At 44.7% G+C, this 24,424-nt stretch carries 20 protein-coding genes; 13 read left to right on the top strand and 7 right to left on the bottom strand.

Going from position 1 to position 24,424, the window contains the following annotated elements; genetic code table 11:
• The first annotated feature begins 20 nt into the window (after positions 1–20).
• Positions 21–3,281: a response regulator gene (locus G5B06_RS05350; RefSeq protein ID WP_173771489.1), complete on the top strand. Its 3,261-nt coding sequence runs from the start codon at positions 21–23 to the stop codon at positions 3,279–3,281.
• 116 nt (positions 3,282–3,397) lie between these two features.
• Here the strand turns inward: G5B06_RS05350 and eutJ are convergent, their stop codons facing one another.
• Positions 3,398–4,222 (bottom strand): ethanolamine utilization protein EutJ, encoded by an 825-nt coding sequence (eutJ, locus tag G5B06_RS05345; protein WP_021976796.1) that lies wholly within the window; start codon positions 4,220–4,222, stop codon positions 3,398–3,400.
• A 59-nt stretch (positions 4,223–4,281) separates the two neighbouring features.
• Positions 4,282–6,414, bottom strand: a complete 2,133-nt coding sequence (locus tag G5B06_RS05340; protein ID WP_173761929.1) for a glycogen debranching protein — start codon at positions 6,412–6,414, stop codon at positions 4,282–4,284.
• Between the two features lie 153 nt (positions 6,415–6,567).
• Between G5B06_RS05340 and G5B06_RS05335 the strand changes: the two genes are divergently transcribed.
• From G5B06_RS05335 to G5B06_RS05325, 3 genes are all read left to right on the top strand, one after another.
• Positions 6,568–7,257 carry a Crp/Fnr family transcriptional regulator gene (locus G5B06_RS05335; RefSeq protein WP_147419612.1) on the top strand — a complete coding sequence of 230 codons (690 nt, stop codon included), beginning with the start codon at positions 6,568–6,570 and terminating at the stop codon, positions 7,255–7,257.
• Positions 7,258–7,357: 100 nt separating this feature from the next.
• Entirely contained in the window at positions 7,358–8,101 is a 744-nt protein-coding gene (locus tag G5B06_RS05330) for an ATP-binding protein (RefSeq protein ID WP_173739535.1), read from the top strand.
• A 19-nt stretch (positions 8,102–8,120) separates the two neighbouring features.
• Positions 8,121–9,302 (top strand): ATP-binding protein, encoded by a 1,182-nt coding sequence (locus G5B06_RS05325; RefSeq protein ID WP_173761930.1) that lies wholly within the window; start codon positions 8,121–8,123, stop codon positions 9,300–9,302.
• Positions 9,303–9,432: 130 nt separating this feature from the next.
• Here the strand turns inward: G5B06_RS05325 and G5B06_RS05320 are convergent, their stop codons facing one another.
• Positions 9,433–9,810: a hypothetical protein gene (locus G5B06_RS05320; RefSeq protein ID WP_021976801.1), complete on the bottom strand. Its 378-nt coding sequence runs from the start codon at positions 9,808–9,810 to the stop codon at positions 9,433–9,435.
• Positions 9,811–10,128: 318 nt separating this feature from the next.
• Between G5B06_RS05320 and pap the strand changes: the two genes are divergently transcribed.
• Entirely contained in the window at positions 10,129–11,601 is a 1,473-nt protein-coding gene (gene pap / locus G5B06_RS05315; RefSeq protein WP_118063124.1) for a polyphosphate:AMP phosphotransferase, read from the top strand.
• A 65-nt stretch (positions 11,602–11,666) separates the two neighbouring features.
• Here pap and sigG read toward each other — a convergent pair whose 3' ends face one another.
• Together sigG and G5B06_RS05305 are read right to left on the bottom strand one after the other, a co-directional pair.
• Positions 11,667–12,446, bottom strand: coding sequence for an RNA polymerase sporulation sigma factor SigG (gene sigG, locus G5B06_RS05310; RefSeq protein WP_118063061.1), 780 nt, complete (start codon positions 12,444–12,446; stop codon positions 11,667–11,669).
• A gap of 113 nt (positions 12,447–12,559) precedes the next feature.
• Positions 12,560–12,814, bottom strand: coding sequence for a YlmC/YmxH family sporulation protein (locus tag G5B06_RS05305; RefSeq protein ID WP_173771487.1), 255 nt, complete (start codon positions 12,812–12,814; stop codon positions 12,560–12,562).
• A gap of 139 nt (positions 12,815–12,953) precedes the next feature.
• Between G5B06_RS05305 and nrdR the strand changes: the two genes are divergently transcribed.
• Entirely contained in the window at positions 12,954–13,403 is a 450-nt protein-coding gene (gene nrdR, locus G5B06_RS05300) for a transcriptional regulator NrdR (RefSeq protein WP_021976805.1), read from the top strand.
• Between the two features lie 97 nt (positions 13,404–13,500).
• Here nrdR and gdhA read toward each other — a convergent pair whose 3' ends face one another.
• The gene (gene gdhA, locus G5B06_RS05295) at positions 13,501–14,835 is read right to left on the bottom strand and encodes an NADP-specific glutamate dehydrogenase (RefSeq protein WP_173771485.1); all 1,335 of its coding nucleotides are present in this window, start codon (positions 14,833–14,835) and stop codon (positions 13,501–13,503) included.
• Positions 14,836–15,057: 222 nt separating this feature from the next.
• Between gdhA and G5B06_RS05290 the strand changes: the two genes are divergently transcribed.
• From G5B06_RS05290 to efp, 6 genes are all read left to right on the top strand, one after another.
• On the top strand, positions 15,058–16,275 hold the full coding sequence (locus G5B06_RS05290) for an aminotransferase class I/II-fold pyridoxal phosphate-dependent enzyme (protein ID WP_173771483.1): 1,218 nt from the start codon (positions 15,058–15,060) through the stop codon (positions 16,273–16,275).
• Positions 16,276–16,455: 180 nt separating this feature from the next.
• Positions 16,456–17,817 (top strand): citrate/2-methylcitrate synthase, encoded by a 1,362-nt coding sequence (locus G5B06_RS05285; protein WP_173771481.1) that lies wholly within the window; start codon positions 16,456–16,458, stop codon positions 17,815–17,817.
• Positions 17,818–17,832: 15 nt separating this feature from the next.
• Complete coding sequence (locus tag G5B06_RS05280; RefSeq protein ID WP_021976809.1) at positions 17,833–18,699, top strand: patatin-like phospholipase family protein; 867 nt, start codon at positions 17,833–17,835, stop codon at positions 18,697–18,699.
• A gap of 10 nt (positions 18,700–18,709) precedes the next feature.
• Positions 18,710–19,216: a YqeG family HAD IIIA-type phosphatase gene (locus G5B06_RS05275; RefSeq protein WP_021976810.1), complete on the top strand. Its 507-nt coding sequence runs from the start codon at positions 18,710–18,712 to the stop codon at positions 19,214–19,216.
• Entirely contained in the window at positions 19,213–19,722 is a 510-nt protein-coding gene (locus G5B06_RS05270) for a shikimate kinase (protein ID WP_148446681.1), read from the top strand. Before G5B06_RS05275 ends, G5B06_RS05270 begins: the two co-directional genes overlap by 4 nt.
• Positions 19,723–19,808: 86 nt before the next feature.
• Positions 19,809–20,366: an elongation factor P gene (gene efp / locus G5B06_RS05265; RefSeq protein WP_015524430.1), complete on the top strand. Its 558-nt coding sequence runs from the start codon at positions 19,809–19,811 to the stop codon at positions 20,364–20,366.
• Between the two features lie 46 nt (positions 20,367–20,412).
• On the opposite strand, the gene G5B06_RS05260 is transcribed toward efp, so the two are convergent.
• A complete protein-coding gene (locus tag G5B06_RS05260; protein WP_173761935.1) occupies positions 20,413–21,933 on the bottom strand; it encodes a response regulator transcription factor in 1,521 nt (506 codons plus the stop codon).
• Positions 21,934–22,093: 160 nt separating this feature from the next.
• On the opposite strand from G5B06_RS05260, the gene G5B06_RS05255 reads away from it, so the two are divergent.
• On the top strand, positions 22,094–24,409 hold the full coding sequence (locus G5B06_RS05255) for a glycosyl hydrolase family 95 catalytic domain-containing protein (RefSeq protein WP_148446677.1): 2,316 nt from the start codon (positions 22,094–22,096) through the stop codon (positions 24,407–24,409).
• Positions 24,410–24,424: the final 15 nt, after the last annotated feature.

The raw sequence follows: 24,424 nt of genomic DNA, 5'->3' as shown, positions 1-24,424 counted from the left end.
GATATTATCGAGGAAAAAGTATGAATAAGAGCAGGAGAACTTTATGCAGACATGTGGGGCTGGCATTATGTCTGCTGATGATCTTTACAGTACTTCCGGTTCCTGTGGCTGCTTCGGAAACGAAGACAGATACAGAATCGAAAACAGTCAGGGTAGGTTGGTATCCGGATTCCTATCATATTACCGGTGAAAATGGTGAACGAAGCGGATATGGTTATGAATACGAACAGGCAGTTGCCGCCTATACAGGCTGGAATTACGAATATATAAAAGGCGACTGGGGAGAGCTTGTGGAAAAGCTCCAAAATGGCGAGATCGACCTGATGGCTGCACTTTCCTATACCGATGAACGTGCTGAGACGATGCTGTTCTCAGATCTCCCCATGGGAAAAGAAAAATATTATCTGTATGCAGATCTTACAAATACGGATATTTCTCCGTCAGATCTTTCTACCCTGAATGGCAAAAGGATCGCGGTAATGGAAGAGAGCGTACAGGGAACTCAGTTTCGCGAATGGGAAGAAAAGCAGAATATAAAGACACAGCATTTGGATGTGGACAGCTTCGAACGGGCGAAAAAAATGGCCGGGAATCGGGAGATTGACGGAGTGATATCTACAGAGACTCCTGCCTGGGTTGAAGCCGGAATGTCAGCGGTTGTGACGATCGGTGGCTCTGATATTTATTATGGCATCAGCAAAGACCGTCCGGATCTGAAAGAAGAACTGGATGCAGCCATGCGTTCCATGGAGTATGATAAACCATTTTACGGCGATGAACTTTACCAGAGATATCTTTCTGCACAGTCTGTTGCCGTCCTTTCCAGTGAAGAAAAGGAATGGCTGGAACAGCACGGTGAGATAGGTGTGGGATTTCTGAATAACGACCAGAGTTTCAGTACTTTTGACAAAGAAAGTGGTGAAATGACGGGTGTGATCAACGATTATATTAAATATGCAGTGGACTGTCTGGGAAACAGCAGCCTGAAGTTTAATATAGAAGGCTTTGACTCCCAGGAAGAACTGATCCAGGCATTAAAAGACGGCAGGATCGACATGATCTTTCATACCAGCCAGAACCCTTATGCTGCAGAACAAAATGACATGGCCCTGTCCAATACGGTCCTTGTTTCCAGTCTGGCAGCAGTGACCGGTAAAAGATCCTTTGATGAAAATGAAGAAAACAGCGTTGCTATACCGAAAAGTGATCTGAATTTAAAATGGTTTATTTCCTATAATTATCCGACATGGAAAATTATGGAGTATGATTCCTTTGAGGATGCAAGAAAAGCCGTACAGGATAAAAAGGCAGACTGTTTTCTTTCCAGTTCAGGCCGGGCGACAGAGTATGTCAATGACAAAAAGCTTTACAGTGTTTTTCTGACACAGCCGGACAATATATCCTTTGCAGTCAGCCGGGGAAATTCCGTTCTTCTGTCGATCCTGAATAAGACTTTGAAGTCTATGCCTACATCCAAACTTACAGGTGCACTGTCTGCCTACGATAATGCTTCCCAGAAAGTTACTCTGCTGGATTTCATAAAGGAGAATCTGTTGGCGGTGGCAACTGTGTTTATCTGTGTATTTCTGGCAGTATTGCTGGTGATCCTTGGTATCCTGCAGAAAGCCAGGAGCGCAGAGACAAAAGCCAAAAAGGCAGCCAGACAGTCTTATGAACTGAACCAGAAGCTGAAAGAGAGCCATCATGAACTGGAAACTGCCCTGATGCATGCGGAAAGTGCAAACTCTGCAAAAACTACATTTTTGAATAATATGTCCCATGATATCCGAACACCTATGAATGCTATCATTGGTTTTACATCCCTTGCTGCTTCTCATGTGGACAATAAGGAGAAGGTAAAAGAATACCTTTCCAAAATATCAACCTCCAGCGAACATCTGCTTTCGCTGATCAATGATATCCTGGATATGAGCAGGATTGAGAGCGGAAAGGTAAAGATCAATGAGAATCCGCTGCATCTTCCGGAGCTGCTCCACGACATACGTACTATCGTGCAACCCAATATTACTTCCAAGCAGCTGGATTTTCTGATCGATACCGTAGATGTAAAAAATGAAGATATCATTGCGGACAAATTGAGGCTGACGCAGATCCTGCTGAACATTCTGAGTAATGGTATCAAATTTAACAGGACCGGTGGAACGATCAGTTTAAGGATCCGGCAGCTGAAATCTGCACCGACAGGATATGGAAACTATCAGTTTATTATCCGGGATACCGGAATCGGCATGAAGCCGGAGTTTCAGGAACATATATTTGAATCCTTTACCAGAGAAGAAACCTCAACGGTAAGCGGAATCCAGGGAACCGGCCTTGGAATGGCGATCACCAAGAATATTGTAGATATGATGGGAGGTACCATCACAGTAAAAAGTGAAGAAGGACAGGGCAGTGAATTTACTGTAAATCTGACCTTTAAATTATGTGGCGAAGCAAAAAGCTACGAAAAGATTGAACAGCTTCAGGGCCTTAAAGTTCTGGTTGCAGACGATGATACAGATACCTGTCTCAGCATTTCCGGCATGCTGACAGAAATAGGTATGCGGTCAGAATGGACGGTTTCCGGAAAGGAAGCGGTGATCCGGGCGAAGCATTCCATGGAAATGGGTGATGAATTTTACGCATATATCATTGACTGGCTGATGCCGGATATGAACGGAATTGAAACGGTAAGACGTATCCGACGGGTTATCGGGGACAGCAGCCCGATCATCATACTGACTGCATATGACTGGTCAGATATAGAAGAGGAAGCAAAAGAAGCAGGTGTAACTGCCTTCTGCGAAAAGCCACTGTTTATGTCGCAGCTGCGGGAATTGCTTACGAATCCTGTTCCTAAGAACAAAGAACCGGAAAAAAGAGGATGTATTTACAGGGGAAAAAGAATTCTTCTGGTAGAAGACAATGAACTGAATCAGGAGATTGCGCAGACAATCCTGGAAGATGCAGGATTTATGGTTGAGACAGCCGGTGATGGTGTGGTCGCGGTCAAAAAAATGGAACAGGCGGTTCCGGGACAATACGATCTGATTCTGATGGACATCCAGATGCCTGTTATGAATGGCTATGAAGCTGCAAAACAGATTCGTTCATTAAAAAACAGAGAAACAGCGTCTGTACCGATTGTTGCAATGACGGCAAATGCGTTTGAGGAAGACAGAGAAAAATCTTACGAAGCCGGTATGAATGGATATCTGGCAAAACCTGTCAGTGCGGAAGCTTTGATCAATACGATTGATAAGATTATGAAAGATAACTGACAGAACATTAACCGATATGTATATAAATGAATGTAAAAACTGACCAGGGGCCTGTTATACAGCCTTCTGGTCAGTTTTTACATACAAAGCAGAGAGATGATCATTTTAGGAATCAATCATATTTTGGGCAGTTCACAGTGATATGCGATGCCAAGGGGTGTAACGAGAAGAGGATGTACAGGTCTGTACACAGGAAGTTTCAGTTTCTTCTCAAAAACGGTTGTAAATTCTTTAAACATGGAAGATCCGCCTACAACGTAAACAGCCGGAACCTGATAACCATGGAGAAATTTTTCGGTAATAACAGCCATTTTTTCAACGGTTGCTTTGATTACAGGAAAAATTTCATCTTCTTTTTCCGGAGTGGTCTTTAAAATTTCCGCTTCCTCATAAGGGATTTTATAGTGTCCGGCCACAGTCATGGTCATATGGCTGCCTCCGGTAGCCTCATCGTCTGTGTAAATGACTTTGCCATCTTTCAGGATACTGATGCCGGTTGTACCGCCGCCCACATCTACAACGGCGCCGTCTGTAATTTTGAGGACAGCAGCGGCAGCGGTAGGCTCGTCTACGATATTGGTAACCTCAAAACCTGCACCTTCCAGGACATAACCGATGCTTTTGACACTGCCTTCCGAAACACCAGGAGGGATGGCAGCTGCACCGTAGGTAAGTTCTGTGCCAAGTTTTTCTTCCAGTTCATTTTTAAGCTTTGTTACAAGCTGGACGGATTCGTAATAATTAACGATCACACCATCCTGAATGGCATGGGACGGTGCGGAAATTCCGGCGATGGGACGGTTGTTCCGGTCAACGACAGCAAGAACGGTGTTGGCAGTACCAAGGTCAATGCCCGTTTTCAGACGGCCGCGGAATTTTTTGCATTCACCGGTTTCCACAAGTTCTGCGAAGTTGGACAAAGTTCTGTTTTTTAATTCCATTCAAAATACTCCATTTCTTTCGGACAAGGACAAAAAAGATTTTGTCCCTGATATGAATTTTAATAATTACGACCGGTAAAGATGGCAACGGATCTGGGCCGCATGCAGAAATCGTGCTCAATACGTGGCTCCTGGCTTTCTTCATAGAAATAACGGCCATCTCCGTCTCCAAATGTGTTGACACAGAGATACCATGCACCAGGGCGTGCAAGTTCCGGAAGCGTAACCGTTACATCTTCCCAGTATGCGTTGATAACGATGTAGATCAGGTCATCGGCGCCTTTACTCTTATCATAACCTGCAAAGCTTACGGCGAAGGTGTGGGCATCTCTTGGGATGGTCACATCCCTTGCATCAATGTTATGGGTGTGTATGCTTTCCATACCGCATACTGCGTTTGGAAGCTTGCGGGAGATGACAGGGTGGTCTTTTCGGAACTGGATCATATATTTGAAAAATTCGAAAAGATCGTGATTTTTCTCCAGAAGATCCCAGTTGATCCAGGAAGTTTCGTTATCCTGGCAGTAGGTGTTGTTATTTCCATGTTTGGTGTTTCCAAATTCGTCACCTGCAAGGAACATCGGGGTTCCACGGCTGGACATCAGTACCGCGCAGGCGTTTCGGATCATGCGGAAGCGGAGGGAAAGGACTTCCGGATTGGTGGAATCACCCTCTTCTCCACAGTTCCAGCTGCGGTTGTCGTTGGAACCATCTGTGTTGTTCCAGCCGTTTGCCTCGTTGTGTTTCTCGTTGTAGGAATAGAGATCATACATGGTAAAACCATCGTGGCAGGTAAGGAAATTGACGCAGGAATTGTATCCTGCATAGTTGTCATTGTGATCGGAATAAAAACCGCCATACAGGTCACCGGAACCGGAAATGCTCCATGCGGCGTCCCAGGCGTTCCAGAAATCTCCCTTCAGGAAAGAACGGAGGCAGTCACGGTAACGGCCGTTCCACTCAGCCCATCTGCGGCTGGCAGGGAAAGAACCTACCTGATACAGTCCGCCGGCATCCCAGGCCTCTGCGATCAGCTTGACATTTCGAAGAACCGGATCGTAAGCAAGAAGTTCCAGAAGTGGCGGGTTGTTAAGAGGGGAACCGTCCTCATGACGTCCCAGGATACTTGCAAGGTCGAAACGGAAACCATCCACGCGGTAGTTGATGGTCCAGTAACGTAAACACTCCAGGATCATCTGACGCACGATCGGATGATTACAGTTCAGAGTGTTTCCACATCCGCTGAAATTGTAGTAATTTCCTTCCGGAGTCAGCATATAATAAACTTTATTGTCAAATCCTTTAAAGCAGAAAGTTTTTCCAAGTTCATTTCCTTCGGCAGTGTGGTTGAATACAACATCAAGAATTACTTCAATTCCATTTTCGTGAAGTTCACGGATCAGTTCTTTCAGTTCGGTTCCCTCACAGTTATGTTCTGCCTTGGAAGCATAGCTGGTGTTTGGGGAAAAGAAGTTAACGGAATTGTATCCCCAGTATTCCAGAAGACGCTTGCCGTTTACGGTACGGGCATTCATGTTCTCGTCGAACTCGAAGATAGGCATCAGCTCCACCGCATTGATTCCCAGTTCTTTGAGGTAAGGGATTTTTTCACGAAGCCCGGCAAAAGTTCCCGGGTGTGTGACACCGGAAGAAGCGTCCTGTGTAAATCCGCGGACATGAAGTTCGTAGATGATCAGGTCACTGATCTTACGGGTGGACTGAGGCATGTCTTCCCAGTCGAAAGAATCGCGTACCACACGGGCGTGATAGCTTCCAATCTTCTGCTGTCCCCATTCGCGCTGACCGGCAACGGCTTTGGCATAAGGATCAAGAAGAACTTTTGTCTTATCGAAGATATGGCCTTTTTCCGGTTCATAAGGACCGTCGATGCGGTAGCCGTATTCCAGATCTTCGATGTCCAGTCCCATAACGACCATGGAATATACATCACCGATACGACAGGCATTGGGAAAAGGAAGAACTGCGAAAGGTTCCTCTTCTCCGGAGTGGAAAAGAAGAAGTTCGCAGGATGTACCGTGACGGGTATGTGCGGTAAAGTTGACTCCGTTGGAAAGAGGAGTAGCGCCATTTAATTCAAAAAAACCGGGACGTACAGGAAATCCCGCGATAATATCTGTGGGTCGGGATGTCAGTGTATTCTCAGAAAGCATAGTCTGATTCTGTGTTTTCATTTCCGGTATCCTCCTTGGTAGAATTTTTTACAAACAAAAAATATTATAACTGATTTTCAGAAAAAAGTACAGGCTGGGGTCTTATGAAGTTCGCAGGAGTTGACAGAGATTGCAGAAATATGGTAAAAACCTGTACAGAGATGAGGTGAAAAAGTGGAAGAAAAAAAAAGAGAAGAGTGGATGGCAGTTTTAAGAAAAAGCCGGCTCTGCAGAAATCTGGAAGAAACAGAGCTACTAAGCCTCATGGAGCGGGAAGGAACGGTACGGACTTATTCCAGAGGGAAGCGGATCTTTCAGGAAACAGACCGGCCGGATTCGGTTTATATGCTTCTTAGCGGAAGTGTGATCATTGCCAAAGAAACATTTTCCGGAAAAAGGATCCTTCTGGCTCAACTGGAAGATCCGGGTGCTCTGTTTGGGGAGGTTTATGCCTTTATGGGAAAATCTTCCTATGATATGTATGTGGAGACGCTGACGCAGACTTCTGTCCTGATCATGAGCAGCAGGATCTTTACGGACAGGGAAGAAAATAGTTTAAGCCGGAAACTGCGGGAAAATCTTCTTGAGGTTTTTGCCGGGAAGGCTTACAATATGAACCAGAAGCTTCGGATCCTGGGAAGTGGCAGTCTCCGTGAGAGGATCGTCCGTTTTCTTGTGGAATGCCAGGACAGTGAAGGGAAGATCCATATGAACCTGTCCAGAGAAGAGATGGCGGATCATTTAAACATCACCAGGCCGTCTCTTTCCAGAGAGCTGGGAAAGATGCAGGAAGAAGGAATCCTGGAACTTGACAGGCGTCAGATCCTTGTGAAAGATCAGGAAAAAATGGAGTTATATCTGTAAGGTAACATATGTTACCGAAGAATCTCCGGGATTTTTGTATGATGTCAGTGAAAACAAAAAAACATTTGCAGAAATATAAAAATCAGGGAGAGATGATATCATGATAAGAAAGATCGTACACATTGAGGAAGAGAAATGCAACGGCTGCGGTGCCTGTGCAGCTGCCTGCCACGAAGGGGCTATTGCCATGATAGATGGCAAGGCGAAACTGATCCGGGATGATTACTGTGACGGACTGGGAGACTGTCTTCCGGCCTGCCCTGTCGATGCGATCCGTATTATAGAGCGGGAAGCCGCAGATTATGATGCGGAGGCAGTGGAAAAAAGAATGAAGCTTAAGAAAACAGAGGTTTCGATGCCAGAAGGGATGCCACACGTGTGTCCCGGAAGTATGGCAAGAAGCCTGAAAAAGAAACAGGAACCGCCGGTGCAGGCAGAGAAGAAAGAAGTTCCCCGGAATATAGGAGAACAGATAAGCCGTCTTGCCCAGTGGCCGGTACAGATCAAACTGGTTCCTGTCAATGCACCATATTTTGAAAATGCACAGCTTCTGATCGCAGCGGACTGCACGGCCTACGCTTATGCAGATTTTCACGAGAAATTCATGAAAGATCATGTGACGCTGATCGGTTGCCCCAAACTGGATGAGGGAGATTACGCGGATAAGCTTACAGAGATCATACGGAATAATTCCATCCGGAGTATCCGTATTGTCCGTATGGAAGTTCCCTGCTGCGGAGGTATCGAAAATGCAGTGATCCGCGCTATGGAGCGCAGCGGAAAGATGATTCCATGGCAGGTAGTGACCATTGCCTGTGACGGCACGATCAGGGAGGAGCTGTAAGGAAAGGAATAAAAACAGCATGAGTGAAGAAACATTGGAGATTTCTTTTGATGAAATAGAGAAGGAACGGGAAAAATATCTCCTGGTAGATACCCGTGATAAAGTAACTGTGGAATATGGAATGATCCCGGGAGCGATTTCTGTTCCGGAACAGGAACTGGAAGAACGGGCAGAAGAACTGAATGGGGATAAGATCCCGGTCCTTTACTGTACCAGAGGACTTTTCAGCCAGGAAGGGGCAGGGATGCTCCGGGAAAAAGGAATTCCCGCACTGAGCCTGAAAGGCGGATATACAGGATGGCTTTTTCAGCAGATGCAGAAAGAGTCCGATAAAGGGGACAGTGAAGAAGAGGAAAATGAGGCAATGGAACAGCGCCGGAAAGATATTGAGCTGAGCATCCGCAAGAAGTTCCACAAGCAGCTGTTTTCCAGATTTGCCAGAGGGATCAATGACTATGAACTGGTGAAACCGGGAGATAAGATCGCAGTCTGTATTTCTGGCGGTAAGGATTCCATGCTGATGGCCAAACTGTTCCAGGAACTGAAACGTCATAACAAGTTTCCTTTTGAACTGGTATTTCTTGTGATGGATCCGGGATATAATGAGGCCAACCGTGCGGTGATCGAACACAACGCCAAACTTCTCGGAATTCCGATCACAGTGTTTGAGACGGAGATCTTTGATGCAGTTTATAATGTAGAGAAATCTCCGTGTTATCTCTGTGCCCGTATGCGGAGAGGATATCTCTACAGTAAGGCAAAGGAACTTGGATGCAACAAGATCGCCCTTGGTCATCACTATGACGATGTGATCGAGACTATCCTGATGGGAATGCTTTATGGAGCACAGGTACAGACCATGATGCCGAAACTCCACAGCACAAACTTCGAAGGGATGCAGCTGATCCGCCCGATGTATCTGATCCGGGAGGCAGATATCAAGCACTGGAGAGATTACAATGACCTGCATTTTATCCAGTGTGCCTGCAAGTTTACCGATACCTGTACTACCTGTCGTACAGATGGAACCAGTGTTTCCAAACGAATGGAGATCAAGAATCTTATTGCAGAGCTTAAGAAGGTAAATCCTCATATTGAAAGCAATATTTTCCGAAGTGTGGAAAATGTGAATCTTCATACAGTCATTGCCTATAAGAAAGATGGCGTGAAACATTCCTTCCTGGAAGGATATGACGACTGAAAGATATAAATAATAAAAGCTGCCACCGGAGTTATGGGCCTGTTTGAGGCTTATGGTTCTGGAAGGCAGCTTTTGCTTTTTGAGTATATGGAATTATGGGGTAAATGCGTATTGAGAACATTTACGTAATCTATATGTTCTGCTTTGCAGAATGCTGGGCGCGGGCTTTTTCCCGCTGCCTGGTAAGATCATAATATTCATTAGAGACGATCCCACGGCTGGAAAGCGCTTCGTAAGTTTTCTGCTGTGCAGGGGTCATTTTCATTCCGATGGTGGAATTGACATCTGTCAGCACGCAGCCTGTTTTTTCTACCAGCCAGAAAAGAGCGGAATCATCATCCGGGATCATTTTCCAGATTTCATTTTCCGTATATGGTAAAAGGGCCATAAGGGTCTTCAAATGTCCGTCCTGGATTAGGCGGTAATCCCCATCCGGCATGATGATGCCGTCACCGTAGAGTTCTTTTTTCTTTTCCATTTCTTTCAGAAGTTCTTCTGTAAGTTTCATGATCGGCTCCTTGAGATTTGCTGCTTGGGGCAGCTTTTTTGTGCTGTTTTAACCGAATCAAGGAAGTCCCCTGCGGGGTTGCGAATATCCGTTTGACTACGAGTTAAAAAAATAACGAACAGCGCCTATATTGTATGAAGAGAAGATCAAAATGTCAATAGGTTAAAAAATATTTTTAGCTGTTTAACAAGAGTTACAATTGTGCAATATGGATATTTTTTCGGAATGATGCGTTAAATCTATGTAAAATTCGTCGTAAAACAGGGACTCCTGTGGTATAATAAGAATATTCAAAAAATTCGAGGAAGGACGATGCAGATGTTAAAAAACTGGAACCCGGAACAGATTCCGGAAAAAGAGGATATCAAAGTGCGTTTAAGTGCTGCAAGAACCAGATTATATGAGCTGCAGATGGCTCTAAAGGAGCATAAGATTCCGGTGATCGTGTTGTTTGAAGGCTGGGGAGCTTCCGGAAAAGGCAGTACCATAAGTAAAGTGATCAAGAATATCGATCCCCGTTTTTTTAAAGTCGCAACTATGTCAGCGCCTACAGAAGAGGACCTTCGGAAACCATTTCTTTACCGGTATTTTAAGGAGATCCCGGAAGCCGGTAAATTTACATTCCTGGATTCCGGATGGATGGATCAGACCTGCCGGGAGCGCATGGACAAAAAACTGAAAGGGGATGATTATGTAAAACGGGTTGACAGCATCCGCAGATTTGAACGGCAGCTGACGGATAACGGATACGTACTTCTGAAATTCTTTATGCAGATCGACCGGAAAGATCAGGAGAAACGTATGGGCATCCTTCTGGAAAGCAAAGATACCCGATGGAGAGTGAATGAATACGATCTCTGGCAGAATGATCACTACAAGAAATGCAGAAAAGTTTTTGACCAGTATATGCAGGATACCAACACTTCTTCTGCTCCGTGGTATATCGTAGATGCCAGTGACCGGAAATGGGCGGAATTACAGGTACTGGAAACCATGATCAGCAACATCGAGGTTGCCATGGAGAATAGCAAACATGCTGTGCCGATTCTCCAGAATGTTTTTCCTCTGGTGGAGATGCCGAAATTAAGCGAGATCCCTCTGGATGGAAAAGAAGTGGGAGACGAAGAGTACAAGGCAGAGCTTAAAGAACTCCAGGCGAAGCTCGGAAGCCTGCATAATCGGCTCTACCGCAAAAGAGTGCCGGTGATCATCACCTATGAAGGCTGGGATGCTGCCGGAAAAGGCGGAAATATCAAGAGGATCACGGAAGCTCTTGATCCCCGTGGTTTTGAGGTACATCCCATCGCCAGCCCGGAACCTCATGAAAAAGCCCGTCATTATCTGTGGCGTTTCTGGACAAGGTTGCCTAAAGATGGACACATTGCCATATTTGACCGGACCTGGTATGGAAGAGTGATGGTGGAAAGACTGGAAGGTTTTTGCAGTGAGAACGACTGGAGACGTGCATACAATGAGATCAATGAATTCGAGAAGGAACTTTCCGACTGGGGTGCTGTGATCGTGAAATTCTGGGTCCACATTGATAAAGATACCCAGCTTGCAAGATTTAATGACCGCCAGAACAATCCGGAAAAACAGTGGAAGATCACAGATGAGGACTGGAGAAACCGTGAAAAATGGGATCAGTATGAAACCGCAGTGGATGAAATGCTGCAGAAAACCAGCACGGTTTATGCGCCATGGCATATTCTGGAATCGGTAGACAAGAAATATGCAAGGCTGAAAGCGCTTCGGATCGTGATTGAGGAAATTGAGAAAGCGTTGAAATAAAAGATAAAAACTGCGGCAGGATAATGGATATTCTGCCGCAGTTTTTGTTTGAAGATATTTATGAATCAATTTCTGAGATAATTTCGCATACTGCGAAGGGCATGTTTTTCCAGGCGGCTGACCTGGGCCTGGGAGATCCCGATCTCATCGGCAACTTCCATCTGGGTTTTTCCTTCGTAGAAGCGGAGATCAATAATGTGTCGTTCCCGTTCTCCCAGCCGGTTCATGGCGTCCCGGAGAGAAATATCTTCCACCCAGTTTTCCTCCCGGTTCTTTTTGTCGCTGATCTGATCCATGACATAGAGAGTATCTCCTCCTTCGGAATACACCGGCTCAAAAAGGCTCACCGGGCTCTGGATCGCATCCATGGCATAGACGATCATTTCCTTGTCAATGCCGATCTCATCAGCGATCTCCGCGATGGTAGGCTCTTTGAGATGCTGCCGCATATAGTTTTCCCTGGTGTAGATGGTTTTGTAGGCAATATCCCGCAGAGAGCGGCTGACCCGTATGCTGTTGTTATCCCGGAGATATCTTCGGATCTCACCGACGATCATAGGAACTGCATAGGTAGAAAACTTTACCTGAAGGGTGGTATCAAAATTATCGATTGCTTTGATCAGGCCGATACAGCCGATCTGAAAAAGGTCATCTGGATTTTCACTGCTGTTCTGAAAACGGCGGATCACGCTTAAAACAAGCCGCAGATTGCCTTTGATGTACAATTCTCTGGCTTCTTCATCGCCAGCTTTGATTCTTTTGAAGAGCTCATCCTTTTCTTCCTGGTTGAGAACAGGAAGCGTTGAGGTATTTACTCCGCAGATTTCAACTTTATTCAGTGCCATCTTAGAATCCTCCTTGTCTTGTCAGTACATTAAGATGATTCTCAGAGGGCGGTTGAAATATACTTTTCCGGGGAAAATATAAAAAATAAAGGGCCTTGACAAATGTAGTCGGTTCAGTCTCCTCCCAGCCGTTTTTCATCACGGAAATCAACAAGGATGATATCTTCACCAATCTGGCGGATGCAGTCCCAGGGGATGATGCATTCACTTTCTTTTGAAAAACACCAGCAGAATTTCCCGGGTTCCGGCATGATCAGGGCTTTCAGCCGGGCGGTTTCACAGCAGAATTCCACATCAAGAGGACAGCCAAGGCTACGGCAGGTGTGGATATTGATCACTTCTTTCTGTTTCAGTTCGCAGATACGCATAAAATTCATCACCTGATATGATTTTATGGAAAATCTGTAAAATTTATGCAAGTCCGATTATTGACACATTATATGCATTTATTCTATAATAAAAACAAATTTAGTAATGATTTTTTGATCCGGAAAGGGGGAGAGTTCCGTGAGATGTCCGTTCTGTAACCAGGATAATACAAGAGTTGTAGATTCCAGACCTGTAGAGGATACCAATTCTATCCGCCGCCGCCGTCTCTGTGATGCCTGCGGAAAGCGTTTTACAACTTATGAGAAGGTGGAAACGATTCCACTGACTGTGATCAAGAAGGATCAGAACCGGGAGAGCTATAAACGTTCCAAGATCCAGGATGGTGTTCTTCGTGCCTGCTATAAACGCCCCATTCCCATTGAGAGAGTGGAAGAGATGATCGATTCCATAGAAGGGGATATTTTCCGGTCAGAAGATCGTGAGATCAGCAGCACCAAGATCGGAGAGATCGTCATGGAGCATCTGAAGGATCTGGATGCTGTGGCATATGTACGTTTTGCGTCTGTATATAGGGAATTTAAAGATGTCAGTACCTTTATGGACGAGCTGAAGAAACTGATCAACTGAAAAACTCATAATAACATATAAAAAAACAGGGACCGCATGGGGAAAATTCCTCTGCGATCCCTGTTATAATTTATGTTAATGATTCAGGAAACTTAAATTAAACAATACCCTGAGCTTTCATAGCGTCAACAACTTTTTCGAAGCCGGCGATGTTTGCACCTACAACATAGTTGTCTTCCATACCGTAACGTTTAGCAGCGTCATCAGCTTTGTGGAAGATGTCGATCATGATGTTGTGAAGTTTCTCATCAACCTCTTCTCTTGTCCAGGAAAGTCTCATGGAGTTCTGGCTCATCTCCAGTGCGGATGTGGCAACACCGCCAGCGTTTGCGGCTTTACCAGGCATGAAGAGAACACCGTTCTCCTGAAGGTATGTTGTTGCATCAAGAGTAGTAGGCATGTTAGCACCCTCAACGACATATTTGCAGCCATTTGCAACCAGTGTTTTAGCTCCATCAAGACCAAGTTCGTTCTGAGTAGCACATGGAAGGTAAACATCGCATTTGATGTTCCAGATACCAAGTCCCTCTGTGTAAGTAGCACCCTCAACACGGTCAGCGTACTCTTTGATACGTCCACGTTTAACTTCTTTGATGTCTTTTACAACATCAAGGTTGATTCCGTTCGGATCGTAGATATATCCGTTGGAGTCGTTCATTGCAACAACTTTGGCACCAAGCTGAGTAGCTTTCTCAACAGCGTAAATAGCTACGTTACCGGAACCTGTTACAACGATAGTTTTTCCTTCTACGGAATCATTGTGTGCTTTTGCGATCTCGTTGAGCATGTATACAACACCGTAACCGGTAGCTTCTGTACGGATCAGGGAACCTCCGAAGGAAAGACCCTTTCCTGTGAGGACACCCTCATAAAGGCCACGGATTCTCTTATACTGTCCGAAGAGATAACCGATCTCACGTCCGCCGACACCGATGTCACCAGCCGGAACATCTGTATCTGCGCCGATATATTTGCAAAGCTCTGTCATAAAGCTCTGGCAGAATGCCATAACCTCTCTGTCAGATTTACCCTTAGGATCGAAGTTGGAGCCACCTTTTCCACCGCCGATCGGAAGGCCTGTAAGAGAGTTTTTAAAGGTCTGCTCAAAGCCAAGAAATTTCAGGATACCCTGGTTTACGGAAGGATGGAATCTTAAACCGCCCTTGTATGGTCCGATCGCACTGTTGAACTGAACACGGTAACCTTTGTTGACCTGTACAGTTCCGTTGTCATCGATCCACGGTACTTTAAAGGAGATGATTCTCTCTGGCTCTACAAGACGCTCAAGAATGGAAAGCTTACGATACTCTTCCTCATTTTTGTCAATTACGACTTTAAGGGAGTCAAGAACTTCCTTAACTGCCTGATGGAATTCTGGCTCGCCAGGATTCTGTGCTACAACTCTTTCATAAACTTCTTCTGTGTAAGACATAGTTGTTTCCTCCTCATCACGTATTAAATTGTGTTTGAAAACTAAATTCGAGTGCTATTATACATTAACCTGCTAAAAAAGGGAAGTGCTAAATTAAAATTTTTAAAATTTTTATTTCTTGCGTTGAAAGCACAAATGTGAGAAGATATAGAAATAGATATTTTTTGACTATGAAAATAAAATGGTTAAATAATAGTGAAAATGAGAAGAGGAGTGGTTTTTATGAGAACATTCGGGAAATCATCAAAGCTTGATAATGTATTGTATGACGTGCGTGGACCGGTTGTGGATGAGGCTGCCAGAATGGAAGAAGATGGGATGGAGATCCTGAAGCTGAATATCGGTAACCCGTATCCGTTTGGATTTTCCGCACCGCAGGAAGTGATCCTGGATATGCTTAGTAATGTACGTACTTCACAGGGATATTCCGATTCCAAGGGTATTTTTTCCGCAAGAAAGGCGATCATGCAGTATGCCCAGCTTCGCGGGATCCCGGGAGTTACCATTAATGATATTTATACAGGAAATGGTGTCAGTGAGCTGATCAACCTTTGTATGCAGGCGCTGCTTGATAACGGGGATGAGATCCTGATCCCGGCTCCGGATTATCCGTTGTGGACAGCTACTGCAACTCTGGCAGGTGGAAATGTAGTTCATTATATCTGTGACGAACAGTCTGACTGGTATCCGGATATCGAGGATATCAAGAGTAAGATCACACCAAGGACCAAAGCGATCGTTATCATCAATCCAAATAACCCGACAGGTGCCGTATATCCGAAGGAGATCCTGGAGCAGATCGCGGACATTGCAAGAGAGCATGAGCTGATCATCTTTTCCGATGAGATCTATGACCGCCTTGTTATGGATGGATACAAACATACTTCCATCGCTTCTCTTGCGCCGGATGTATTTTGCGTGACATTTTCAGGACTGTCAAAGTCTCATATGATCGCAGGTTTCCGTATCGGATGGATGATCTTAAGCGGAGCCAAGAACAAGGCCAAAGGTTATATAGAAGGAATCAACATGCTTTCTTCCATGCGCCTTTGCTCCAATGTTCCGGCACAGTCTATTGTACAGACTGCACTGGGCGGATATCAGAGCGTCAATGAGTATATCCAGCCAGGCGGACGTGTTTACGAGCAGAGAGAGTTTATCTATAAGGCTCTGAATGATATTCCGGGAATTTCCGCTGTAAAGCCGCGTGCGGCATTTTACATATTCCCGAAGATCGATACCGAGAAATTCAATATCTATAATGATGAGCAGTTTGCCCTGGATTTCCTTCATGACAAGCAGGTTCTCATCGTTCCGGGTAAAGGCTTTAACTGGAACCAGCCGGATCATTTCCGTATTGTTTATCTGCCGGATATCCGTCAGCTGGATAAGGCAATGAAGAAGATGAAAGAGTTCTTTGCTACATATAAGCAGGTCTGATCACCAATACAAATATTTTCGGCATAGACCAAAACGGAAAAAAATGCTATAATCATATCTGAAATATCCCGGTCATCAGGGCCGGGATATATGAAATAAGACCAGAATTGCTTGAGAGGGGAATGAGGAGGGACCGTTATCGGACAGCAATAAAACAGAAATCGAAAGGGGAAATAACGGATGAGCAAATTCAACATGAAAGTGACACCTGAGATTGAGAAACTTACGCAGATCTGTCGTGAGAATGATAAACTGGATCTGTCTTTATATGGCAAGTACGATGTCAAGCGAGGTTTGCGTGACCTGAATGGAAAGGGTGTCCTTGCGGGACTTACCCAGATTTCCAATGTCCAGGCAACCAAGATCGTGGATGGGAAAGAGGTTCCCTGTGCAGGTAAGCTTTCTTACCGGGGATATGATATTAAGGATCTGACAAAAGGCTTCATCAATGACCGGCGTTTTGGTTTTGAGGAAGTAACCTATCTGCTTCTTTTCGGAAAACTTCCGAATCAGGAAGAACTGAATGAATTTTCCGGGATTCTTGCGAATCAGCGCCAGCTGCCGCGGAATTTTGTAAGGGATGTCATTATGAAGGCGCCATCCAGAGATATTATGAATGCTCTGTCAAGAAGTGTGCTGACACTTTATTCCTACGACAAAGATCCGGATAATATTGAACTGGAGAATGTGCTCCGTCAGTGTATCAATCTGATCAGTGTTTTCCCGTTGTTATCTGTTTATGCATATCAGGCCTATAATCATTATGAGAAAGGTAAGAGCCTTTATATCCATCAGCCGAAGAAGAAACTTTCCACAGCAGAAAATATCCTGCGCCTTTTAAGACCGGATAAGAAATATACGGCACTGGAGGCGGAGATTCTGGATATTGCTTTGATCCTTCATATGGAGCATGGCGGCGGTAACAACTCTACCTTTACTACACATGTGGTTTCTTCTTCCGGAACCGATACGTATTCCGCAATTGCGGCAGCCCTGGGTTCTCTGAAAGGCCCGAAACACGGTGGCGCCAACATCAAAGTTGTAAAAATGTTCAATGATATGCGTAAGCATGTGCATGATTACAGTGATGAAGAGGAAGTCAGTGTTTACCTTAAGAAACTTCTTCACAAGGAGGCCTTTGATAAACGTGGGCTGATCTATGGTATGGGACATGCGATCTATTCTGTTTCCGATCCACGTGCAGAAGTATTTAAGGGGTATGTGGAGCAGCTTGCAAGAGAAAAAGGCAGAATGAAGGATTATCAGCTGTATGCTACGGTAGAGCGCCTTGCGCCAAAGGTTATTGCAGAGGAGCGTAAGATCTATAAAGGTGTCAGTGCCAATGTGGACTTTTACAGTGGATTTGTTTACAGTATGCTGGATCTGCCCCTGGAACTCTACACACCGATGTTTGCCATTGCACGTATTGTAGGCTGGAGTGCACATCGTATGGAAGAGCTTATCAATGTGGATAAAATTATCCGTCCTGCATATAAGAATGTTCTTCCGGAAGCAGAGTATATTCCTCTTGGTGAGCGATAGGAAAGGCAATGGAAAATGACAGAATATAATGAGACAGCACTGGTACTGGAAGGCGGTGGAAACAGAGGTGTTTTTACTGCAGGAGTACTGGATTACCTGATGGAACAGAAAGTGGAATTCCCATATGTAGTGGGAGTATCAGCGGGCGCCTGCAATGCCATTGATTATGTATCCGGGCAGGTAGGGCGTACCAGAAGATGCATGATCGTGGAAAATAAGGAATACCGTTATATCAGTCTGAAAAATATTCTGGATAAGAAAAGTCTGTTTGACATGGATATGATCTTTGACAGGTATCCCAATGAGATTTTCCCATTTGATTTTGACGAGTACTTTAAATCGGATATTGAATGTGAGATGGTTGTGACGAACTGTCTTACAGGAGAAGCAGAGTATCTGTCCGAAAAGCAGGACAGACAGAGACTTATGGATATCTGCAGAGCGTCCAGCAGCATTCCGGGAATGAGCCCGATGGTAACGATAGACGGGCAGCTGTATCTGGATGGAGGGGCGGCAGATTCCATACCTCTTATCCATGCCATGAAAAAAGGCCACCGGAAAAATGTGGTCATTCTTACCAGAAATCAGGAATACCGTAAGAAAAAACCAGGTAAAAGCAAAGCCGTATATGTGGCTGCTTTTAAGAAGTATCCGAATCTTTTAAATACATTGCTCAACCGTTATCAGGTGTATAATAAGACCCTGGAACTGATTGAAAAATGGGAAAAAGAAGGTCATATTTTTGTGATCCGACCGGAAATCGAGACCGTTTCCCGTACGGAACAGAATGCGGAAGCATTAAGCGGATTTTACAAGCATGGGTATGAAGTAATGAAAGACCGTCTGGGTGAACTTTATGATTACCTGGAAAAAGAAAACTGAGGTGGAATAGATGTTCAGAAGTTTTTTTCCGGATGAATATCTGGATTCTGCGTATGTAATTGACTATGAGAAGCTTTACAGAGAAGGATACAGAGGGCTTCTTTTTGATATTGATAATACCATTGTCCCGCACGGCGCACCGGCAGATGAACGGGCAAGGAAACTGTTTGAAAAGCTGAGGGGGATCGGGTTTCGATACTGTTTTGTATCCAACAACCAGAAACCCCGCGTAGAGCCTTTTGCCAAGGCCGTAGAGGGAAATTTTATAGAAAATGCCCATAAACCGGCTGTGAAGAATTACAAAAAAGCCTGTCAGGTGATCCAGACAGAACCTGACCGGACAATTTTTGTGGGGGATCAGCTGTTTACGGATATTTACGGAGCGAAGCGGGCGGGGATCCGTACGATTCTTGTAAAACCGATTCATCCAAAAGAGGAAATTCAGATTGTGCTGAAACGCTATCTGGAAAAAATAGTACTATATTTTTACCAAAAAGAGGAGGGGAAGAATTCATGAACCATATTGTAATTATCGGCTTTATGGGTTCAGGAAAGACACGAGTTGGAAAGAGGCTGGCGAAGGACCTGGGACTTCCGTTTATTGACGTGGACAGACTGATCGTGAAGAAAATGAACATGTCGGTAAAGGAGGTATTTGAACGCTTTGGAGAGCCGTTTTATCGTGCACTGGAGACAATGGCAGTTAAAGAGCTGTCTACAGATGGTGAGCGTAAGGTAATCTCTGTCAGCGCTGGACTGCCTCTGCAGGAGCAGAACCAGAAATATCTTCAGAATATGGGGACGATCATCTATCTGAAGGGATCTGCGGCAACACTGATCAAACGTCTGGAAGGAAGCAACAATCCAACACTGGAGGGAGCTGAGAACAAAGAGGACAAGATCAAGAAACTTCTCAAGCAGAGAGATCCTGTTTATGAGAAGTTTGCAGACATTAAAGTTGTCACAGGAGTGAAGCCTTTTGACGAACTGATTGCAGAAATTGAAGAAAAATTAAGGGCTTAAACAAAAAAACAGTTGAAAAATGACAAAAGGTATTATAGAATAATCCATAGCGAAAAAGAACCGCATATATTAAGGAGGAAATATTTATGATTTCAGCAGGTGATTTCAAAAATGGTATCACACTTGAAATTGATGGAAACGTATGTCAGATCGTTGAATTCCAGCATGTAAAACCAGGAAAAGGCGCAGCCTTTGTAAGAACAAAATACAAAAACATTATTACAGGATCTGTAGTGGAGAAATCTTTCCGTCCTACAGAGAAATTCCCGGCTGCACGTATTGAGCGTGTAGATATGCAGTATCTGTATCAGGATGGTGGTTTATACTACTTCATGAACACAGAGACATATGACCAGGTTGGTCTTACAGAGGAGCAGGTTGGCGATTCTCTGAAATTCGTTAAGGATAACGAGATGGTTAAGGTTTGCTCTCATAACGGCGAAGTATTCGCAATCGAGCCACCTCTTTTCGTAGAGCTTGAGGTTATTGAGACAGAGCCAGGATTCGCAGGAAATACAGCACAGGGTGCTACCAAACCGGCAACTGTTGAGACAGGTGCACAGGTTCAGGTTCCGCTGTTCGTAAACCAGGGCGACAAACTGAAAATCGATACAAGAACAGGAGAGTATCTCTCCCGTGTATAATGCGATACAATAAAAAAACCCGCGCAAGCGGGTTTTTTTAATACATTTAATCTTTTCTGAGATTTTTCAGAAACTGGCTGGGTGACATTCCTTCGTGGGATTTAAATACCCGGCTGAAATAAAAAGCATCGGAGAATCCTACCATTTCAGCCACATCTTTGGTGAGGATATCCGGGTTGTTCTGCATTAATGTCTTTGCCATTTTCAGGCGCAGTTCACTGATATATTTGCTGGGAGAGATCCCGAATTCTGATTTAAAAAGTGTGGAGATATATTTTTCATTGTAACCAAAAATATCCTGAAAGGATTTCGTTGTGATCTGCTGAGTGAAATTCCGGTCCAGATAGTTCCGTACCTGGCGTGCAAGAGAAGGGAGTTCTTCACCTGGTGTTTTGCTGTGGAAACCGCAGATCTTGTCAGTTTCATATTGAAGTTCCCGTTCCAGTTCTTCGTAAGAATAGCAGGTGGAAACGATCTCTGCAACATCAGGATAGACAATGTCCCTGTGGCAGTTCTGGATCACAGCAGAGATGTAGTACCTGAGATCAGCAGTCAGCTGGAATTGGGAGATATTTTTTCTGTTTTCCAGAGTGATCAGAGAATGGATCATATGGTAGAAACAATCCTGGTCAGAGCTGGAAGAAATCCCTGCACAAAGCTGCTTGACTTCCTGGGAAATAAGTATCTTCTGATCTGAAACGGAGCTGCAGATTTTTATGGAACTGCTTCCGAAACAGTTGTGGAACAGGGCAAAAAGGTATGTATCTTTGATAAGATCTGTTACAGAAGATCCGTCAGAGGCTCGTGCCAGGATAGTATTCAGCCAGATATCTGATTCCTGGTCTTCTGTGTTTGCGGATAATAAATGTTGGATCTTTTCTGCAAGGGATAAAAGATCCGGCTGATCGGAAGATGCATAGACCAGCGCATAAACCTGTTCGTTCTGGTGCCGTCCGTAGAGAAGATGAATGTAAACAGGGTATTCCTGCTCCAGCTGGAAAAGGATCTCCGGGGAAAGAGGACGGAACCTGGAATCGGGGATAGTTTCACCGTAAACACTGGAACACAGCGGGCCTTGAAAAACAAATACAAAAGAACAGTGAAAACCATTCATAAAATCAGGATCACCTGCGGAAAGTTTGTCACTTCGGACAGCACATTGCAGATATTCTTTCTGAAGCAGCCGGGTTTCGGATTTTTGCTGTTCCAGGCAGGAGAGAAGGATGTCATCCAGAGTTTTGAGGTCAATAGGTTTAAGCAGATAATCAGAGACGCCAAGATGGATGGCTTTTCTGGCATATTCAAAATCAGCATATCCGGTGAGGATCACAAAGCGGGTGTGAAGGTGGTTCCTCTGCACTTCTTCGATCATATCCAGTCCGTTCATCACAGGCATGGTAATGTCTGTGAAAACCAGTTCCGGTTTCAGTTCCAGAATTTTCTGAAGACCGTCCCTGCCGTTTTTGCAGATACCGGAAATCTGAAAATCCGGGTAATTTTTGGTGATGAGAAGAGAAAGCCCCCTGGCAATGGCCGGTTCATCTTCGATGATAAGTACGTGTATCATAATTTCTCCTTTATATGTGAAAGAAATTTTTTGCATATGTTCTAATTATAGCATGAATAGACCTGAAAACAAGAAAAAAGTCCATACGAAAGTCGCTTTTTCTCCATGTTGTATATACAGAAGGTATGATATGATAGGAAAAAAAACAGGGAGGAAGAATATGAACTGTTTATGGTATACAGAAGCAGCAAAAAGCTGGATCGAAGCATTGCCTCTTGGTAATGGCCGGATGGGAGCTATGATATCCGGTGAACCTTTTTGCGGACAGATCCAGATGAATGAGGAGAGTATTGTCTATGGAGGACCGCTTGACCGCATCAATCCGGACGCGGCGAAGTATTTCCCGGAAATCCGGAAACTGGTGCTGGAAGGAAAGATCCGGGAAGCTCAGAAACTGGAACTTTTTGCATTGTCTGGAACACCTCAGAGCGAACGGCCGTATCAGACCATGTGTGATGTGAATTACAGCATAGATCACGAAGAGGGAGAGATCCAGAATTACAGAAGAGAGCTGGATCTGGAAAAAGGTGTTGCAAGTACTTCGTTTGTACATAATGGAGCACAGTACAGAATGCGATGTCTGATCTCTGAAAAAGAAGATTTGATGGCAGCGGAGTTTTCCACAGACAGAGAAGAAGGTCTTGCCATGTCTGTTCTGATAACAAGGGGACGATTTTACAACTGTGCAGGAAAAGCCGGTGAGGACAGTATTTATATTGATGGAGATCTGGGAAAGGGTGGAAGTGAATTCTGCATTCAGGCCCGCGCGGTGTCAGAAGGCGGAAGTGTACAGGTGATCGGAGAACACCTGGTGATCCAAAATGCTTCCAGGGTGATTTTTTATGTAAACGGAGTGACTACTTTCCCTTACCGAAAAAAGAAGGTCGAGGATCCATACAGCTACCTCAAAGAACAGCTGGCTTCTTACACAGCAGAGGATTTTGACCGAATACTGGCAGAACATGTGGAGCAACACAGCAAGGTGTTTGACCGTTCTGTTCTGAAACTGAAAGAGGATGAAGGTCTGTCCGGACTTCCAACAGATCAACGCCTGAAACGACTCCGGGAAGGTAAAAAAGACAAAGGGCTGGCAGCTCTTTATTATGGATACGGAAGATATCTTCTTATGGCGAGCAGCCGCCCGGGAGGACTTCCTGCCAATCTTCAGGGAATCTGGTGTGAGAAGCTGGAGCCTACCTGGGATTCCAAATATACCATCAATATCAACACAGAAATGAATTACTGGCCAGCAGAGATCTGTAATCTTTCCATGTGTCATGAGCCGCTTTTTGACCTGCTGGAACGAATGGTGGAGAATGGAAAGAAAACAGCGAGGGAAATGTATGGATGCAGAGGTTTTGTGGCACATCATAACACAGATATCTGGGCAGACACAGCACCGCAGGATCTGGCACTGGCAGCGTCATACTGGGTAATGGGCGGCGCATGGCTGGCAGCACATATCTGGAAGCATTACCGCTATACCATGGACCAGGCTTTTCTGGAGAGGATGATGCCGGTTCTGGAAGAGTGCGTGTTGTTTTTTAAAGATTTCATGATCGAAGATCAGGGTGAAATGGTGGTGTGTCCTTCTGTTTCTCCGGAGAATACCTATTATCAGGCAGATGGAACAACGGGAAGTGCCTGCGCAGGCTGTACCATGGATACCGGAATCCTGAGAGATATTTTTCATGCCTATCTGGAAGGAAACAGGATCCTTGGGAAAAAAGCATCTCAGGAAGACTGGGTGCATGAAACTCTTGATAAGCTCCCTTTGTACAAGGTTGGAAAATACGGTCAGCTGTTGGAATGGAGAGAAGATTATGAGGAGTGGGAACTTGGGCACAGACATTTTTCGCATTTATATCCCCTGTTTCCGGCAAACCAGATTAATGAATATGAGAATCCGGAGCTGGTAAAAGCATGTGAGAAATCTCTGGAGAGACGAATGAAATTTGGTGGCGGTCACACAGGCTGGAGTTGTGCATGGCTGATCAATCTGTATGCAAGACTTCAAAATGGAGATAAAGCAGAGGAATATATCGATTATCTTCTCAATAAACTGACAGCACCGAATATGTTTGATCTGCATCCGCCACTTGAGCGGATTTCAGGTATTCCGTGGGTATTCCAGATAGACGGAAATTTCGGCGGAGCGTGCGGAATTGCCCAGGTGCTGCTCCAGAGCCATCTGGATGAGATATTCCTGCTTCCGGCTCTTCCGAAAAACTGGCAGGAGGGAAGCGTCACAGGTATTTGTGCAGAAGGCGGTTTTGAGGTGGATATGACCTGGGAAAAGGGCAGATTTTCTCATGGGTGGCTTCTTTCGAAACATGGGGAAAAAGCAGTTCTCAGATGCAGAGAGGAACTGGAGATATCCAAAGATGGAATAAAAGTTCCTGTGATCATAGATGAAAAAGAAAGATACGTATTTGATACAGAGAAAGACGCGATCTATCAGATCAGGAGTAAATAAAGTTTAAGGAAAAAA

The sequence above is a fragment of the Blautia luti genome, from assembly GCF_013304735.1.
GTDB lineage: Bacteria > Bacillota > Clostridia > Lachnospirales > Lachnospiraceae > Blautia_A.
This window is presented reverse-complemented; position numbering and strand designations above follow the sequence as displayed.

Excerpts from the sequence above, each read along its gene's own strand:
- G5B06_RS05350 (WP_173771489.1), top strand. The coding sequence starts at position 21 with ATGAATAAGAGCAGGAGAACTTTATGCAGACATGTGGGGCTGGCATTA.
- eutJ (WP_021976796.1), bottom strand. The coding sequence starts at position 4,222 with ATGGAATTAAAAAACAGAACTTTGTCCAACTTCGCAGAACTTGTGGAA.
- G5B06_RS05340 (WP_173761929.1), bottom strand. The coding sequence starts at position 6,414 with ATGAAAACACAGAATCAGACTATGCTTTCTGAGAATACACTGACATCC.
- G5B06_RS05330 (WP_173739535.1), top strand. The coding sequence starts at position 7,358 with ATGATAAGAAAGATCGTACACATTGAGGAAGAGAAATGCAACGGCTGC.
- G5B06_RS05325 (WP_173761930.1), top strand. The coding sequence starts at position 8,121 with ATGAGTGAAGAAACATTGGAGATTTCTTTTGATGAAATAGAGAAGGAA.
- G5B06_RS05320 (WP_021976801.1), bottom strand. The coding sequence starts at position 9,810 with ATGAAACTTACAGAAGAACTTCTGAAAGAAATGGAAAAGAAAAAAGAA.
- pap (WP_118063124.1), top strand. The coding sequence starts at position 10,129 with ATGTTAAAAAACTGGAACCCGGAACAGATTCCGGAAAAAGAGGATATC.
- sigG (WP_118063061.1), bottom strand. The coding sequence starts at position 12,446 with ATGGCACTGAATAAAGTTGAAATCTGCGGAGTAAATACCTCAACGCTT.
- G5B06_RS05305 (WP_173771487.1), bottom strand. The coding sequence starts at position 12,814 with ATGCGTATCTGCGAACTGAAACAGAAAGAAGTGATCAATATCCACACC.
- gdhA (WP_173771485.1), bottom strand. The coding sequence starts at position 14,835 with ATGTCTTACACAGAAGAAGTTTATGAAAGAGTTGTAGCACAGAATCCT.
- G5B06_RS05290 (WP_173771483.1), top strand. The coding sequence starts at position 15,058 with ATGAGAACATTCGGGAAATCATCAAAGCTTGATAATGTATTGTATGAC.
- G5B06_RS05285 (WP_173771481.1), top strand. The coding sequence starts at position 16,456 with ATGAGCAAATTCAACATGAAAGTGACACCTGAGATTGAGAAACTTACG.
- G5B06_RS05280 (WP_021976809.1), top strand. The coding sequence starts at position 17,833 with ATGACAGAATATAATGAGACAGCACTGGTACTGGAAGGCGGTGGAAAC.
- G5B06_RS05275 (WP_021976810.1), top strand. The coding sequence starts at position 18,710 with ATGTTCAGAAGTTTTTTTCCGGATGAATATCTGGATTCTGCGTATGTA.
- G5B06_RS05270 (WP_148446681.1), top strand. The coding sequence starts at position 19,213 with ATGAACCATATTGTAATTATCGGCTTTATGGGTTCAGGAAAGACACGA.
- efp (WP_015524430.1), top strand. The coding sequence starts at position 19,809 with ATGATTTCAGCAGGTGATTTCAAAAATGGTATCACACTTGAAATTGAT.
- G5B06_RS05260 (WP_173761935.1), bottom strand. The coding sequence starts at position 21,933 with ATGATACACGTACTTATCATCGAAGATGAACCGGCCATTGCCAGGGGG.
- G5B06_RS05255 (WP_148446677.1), top strand. The coding sequence starts at position 22,094 with ATGAACTGTTTATGGTATACAGAAGCAGCAAAAAGCTGGATCGAAGCA.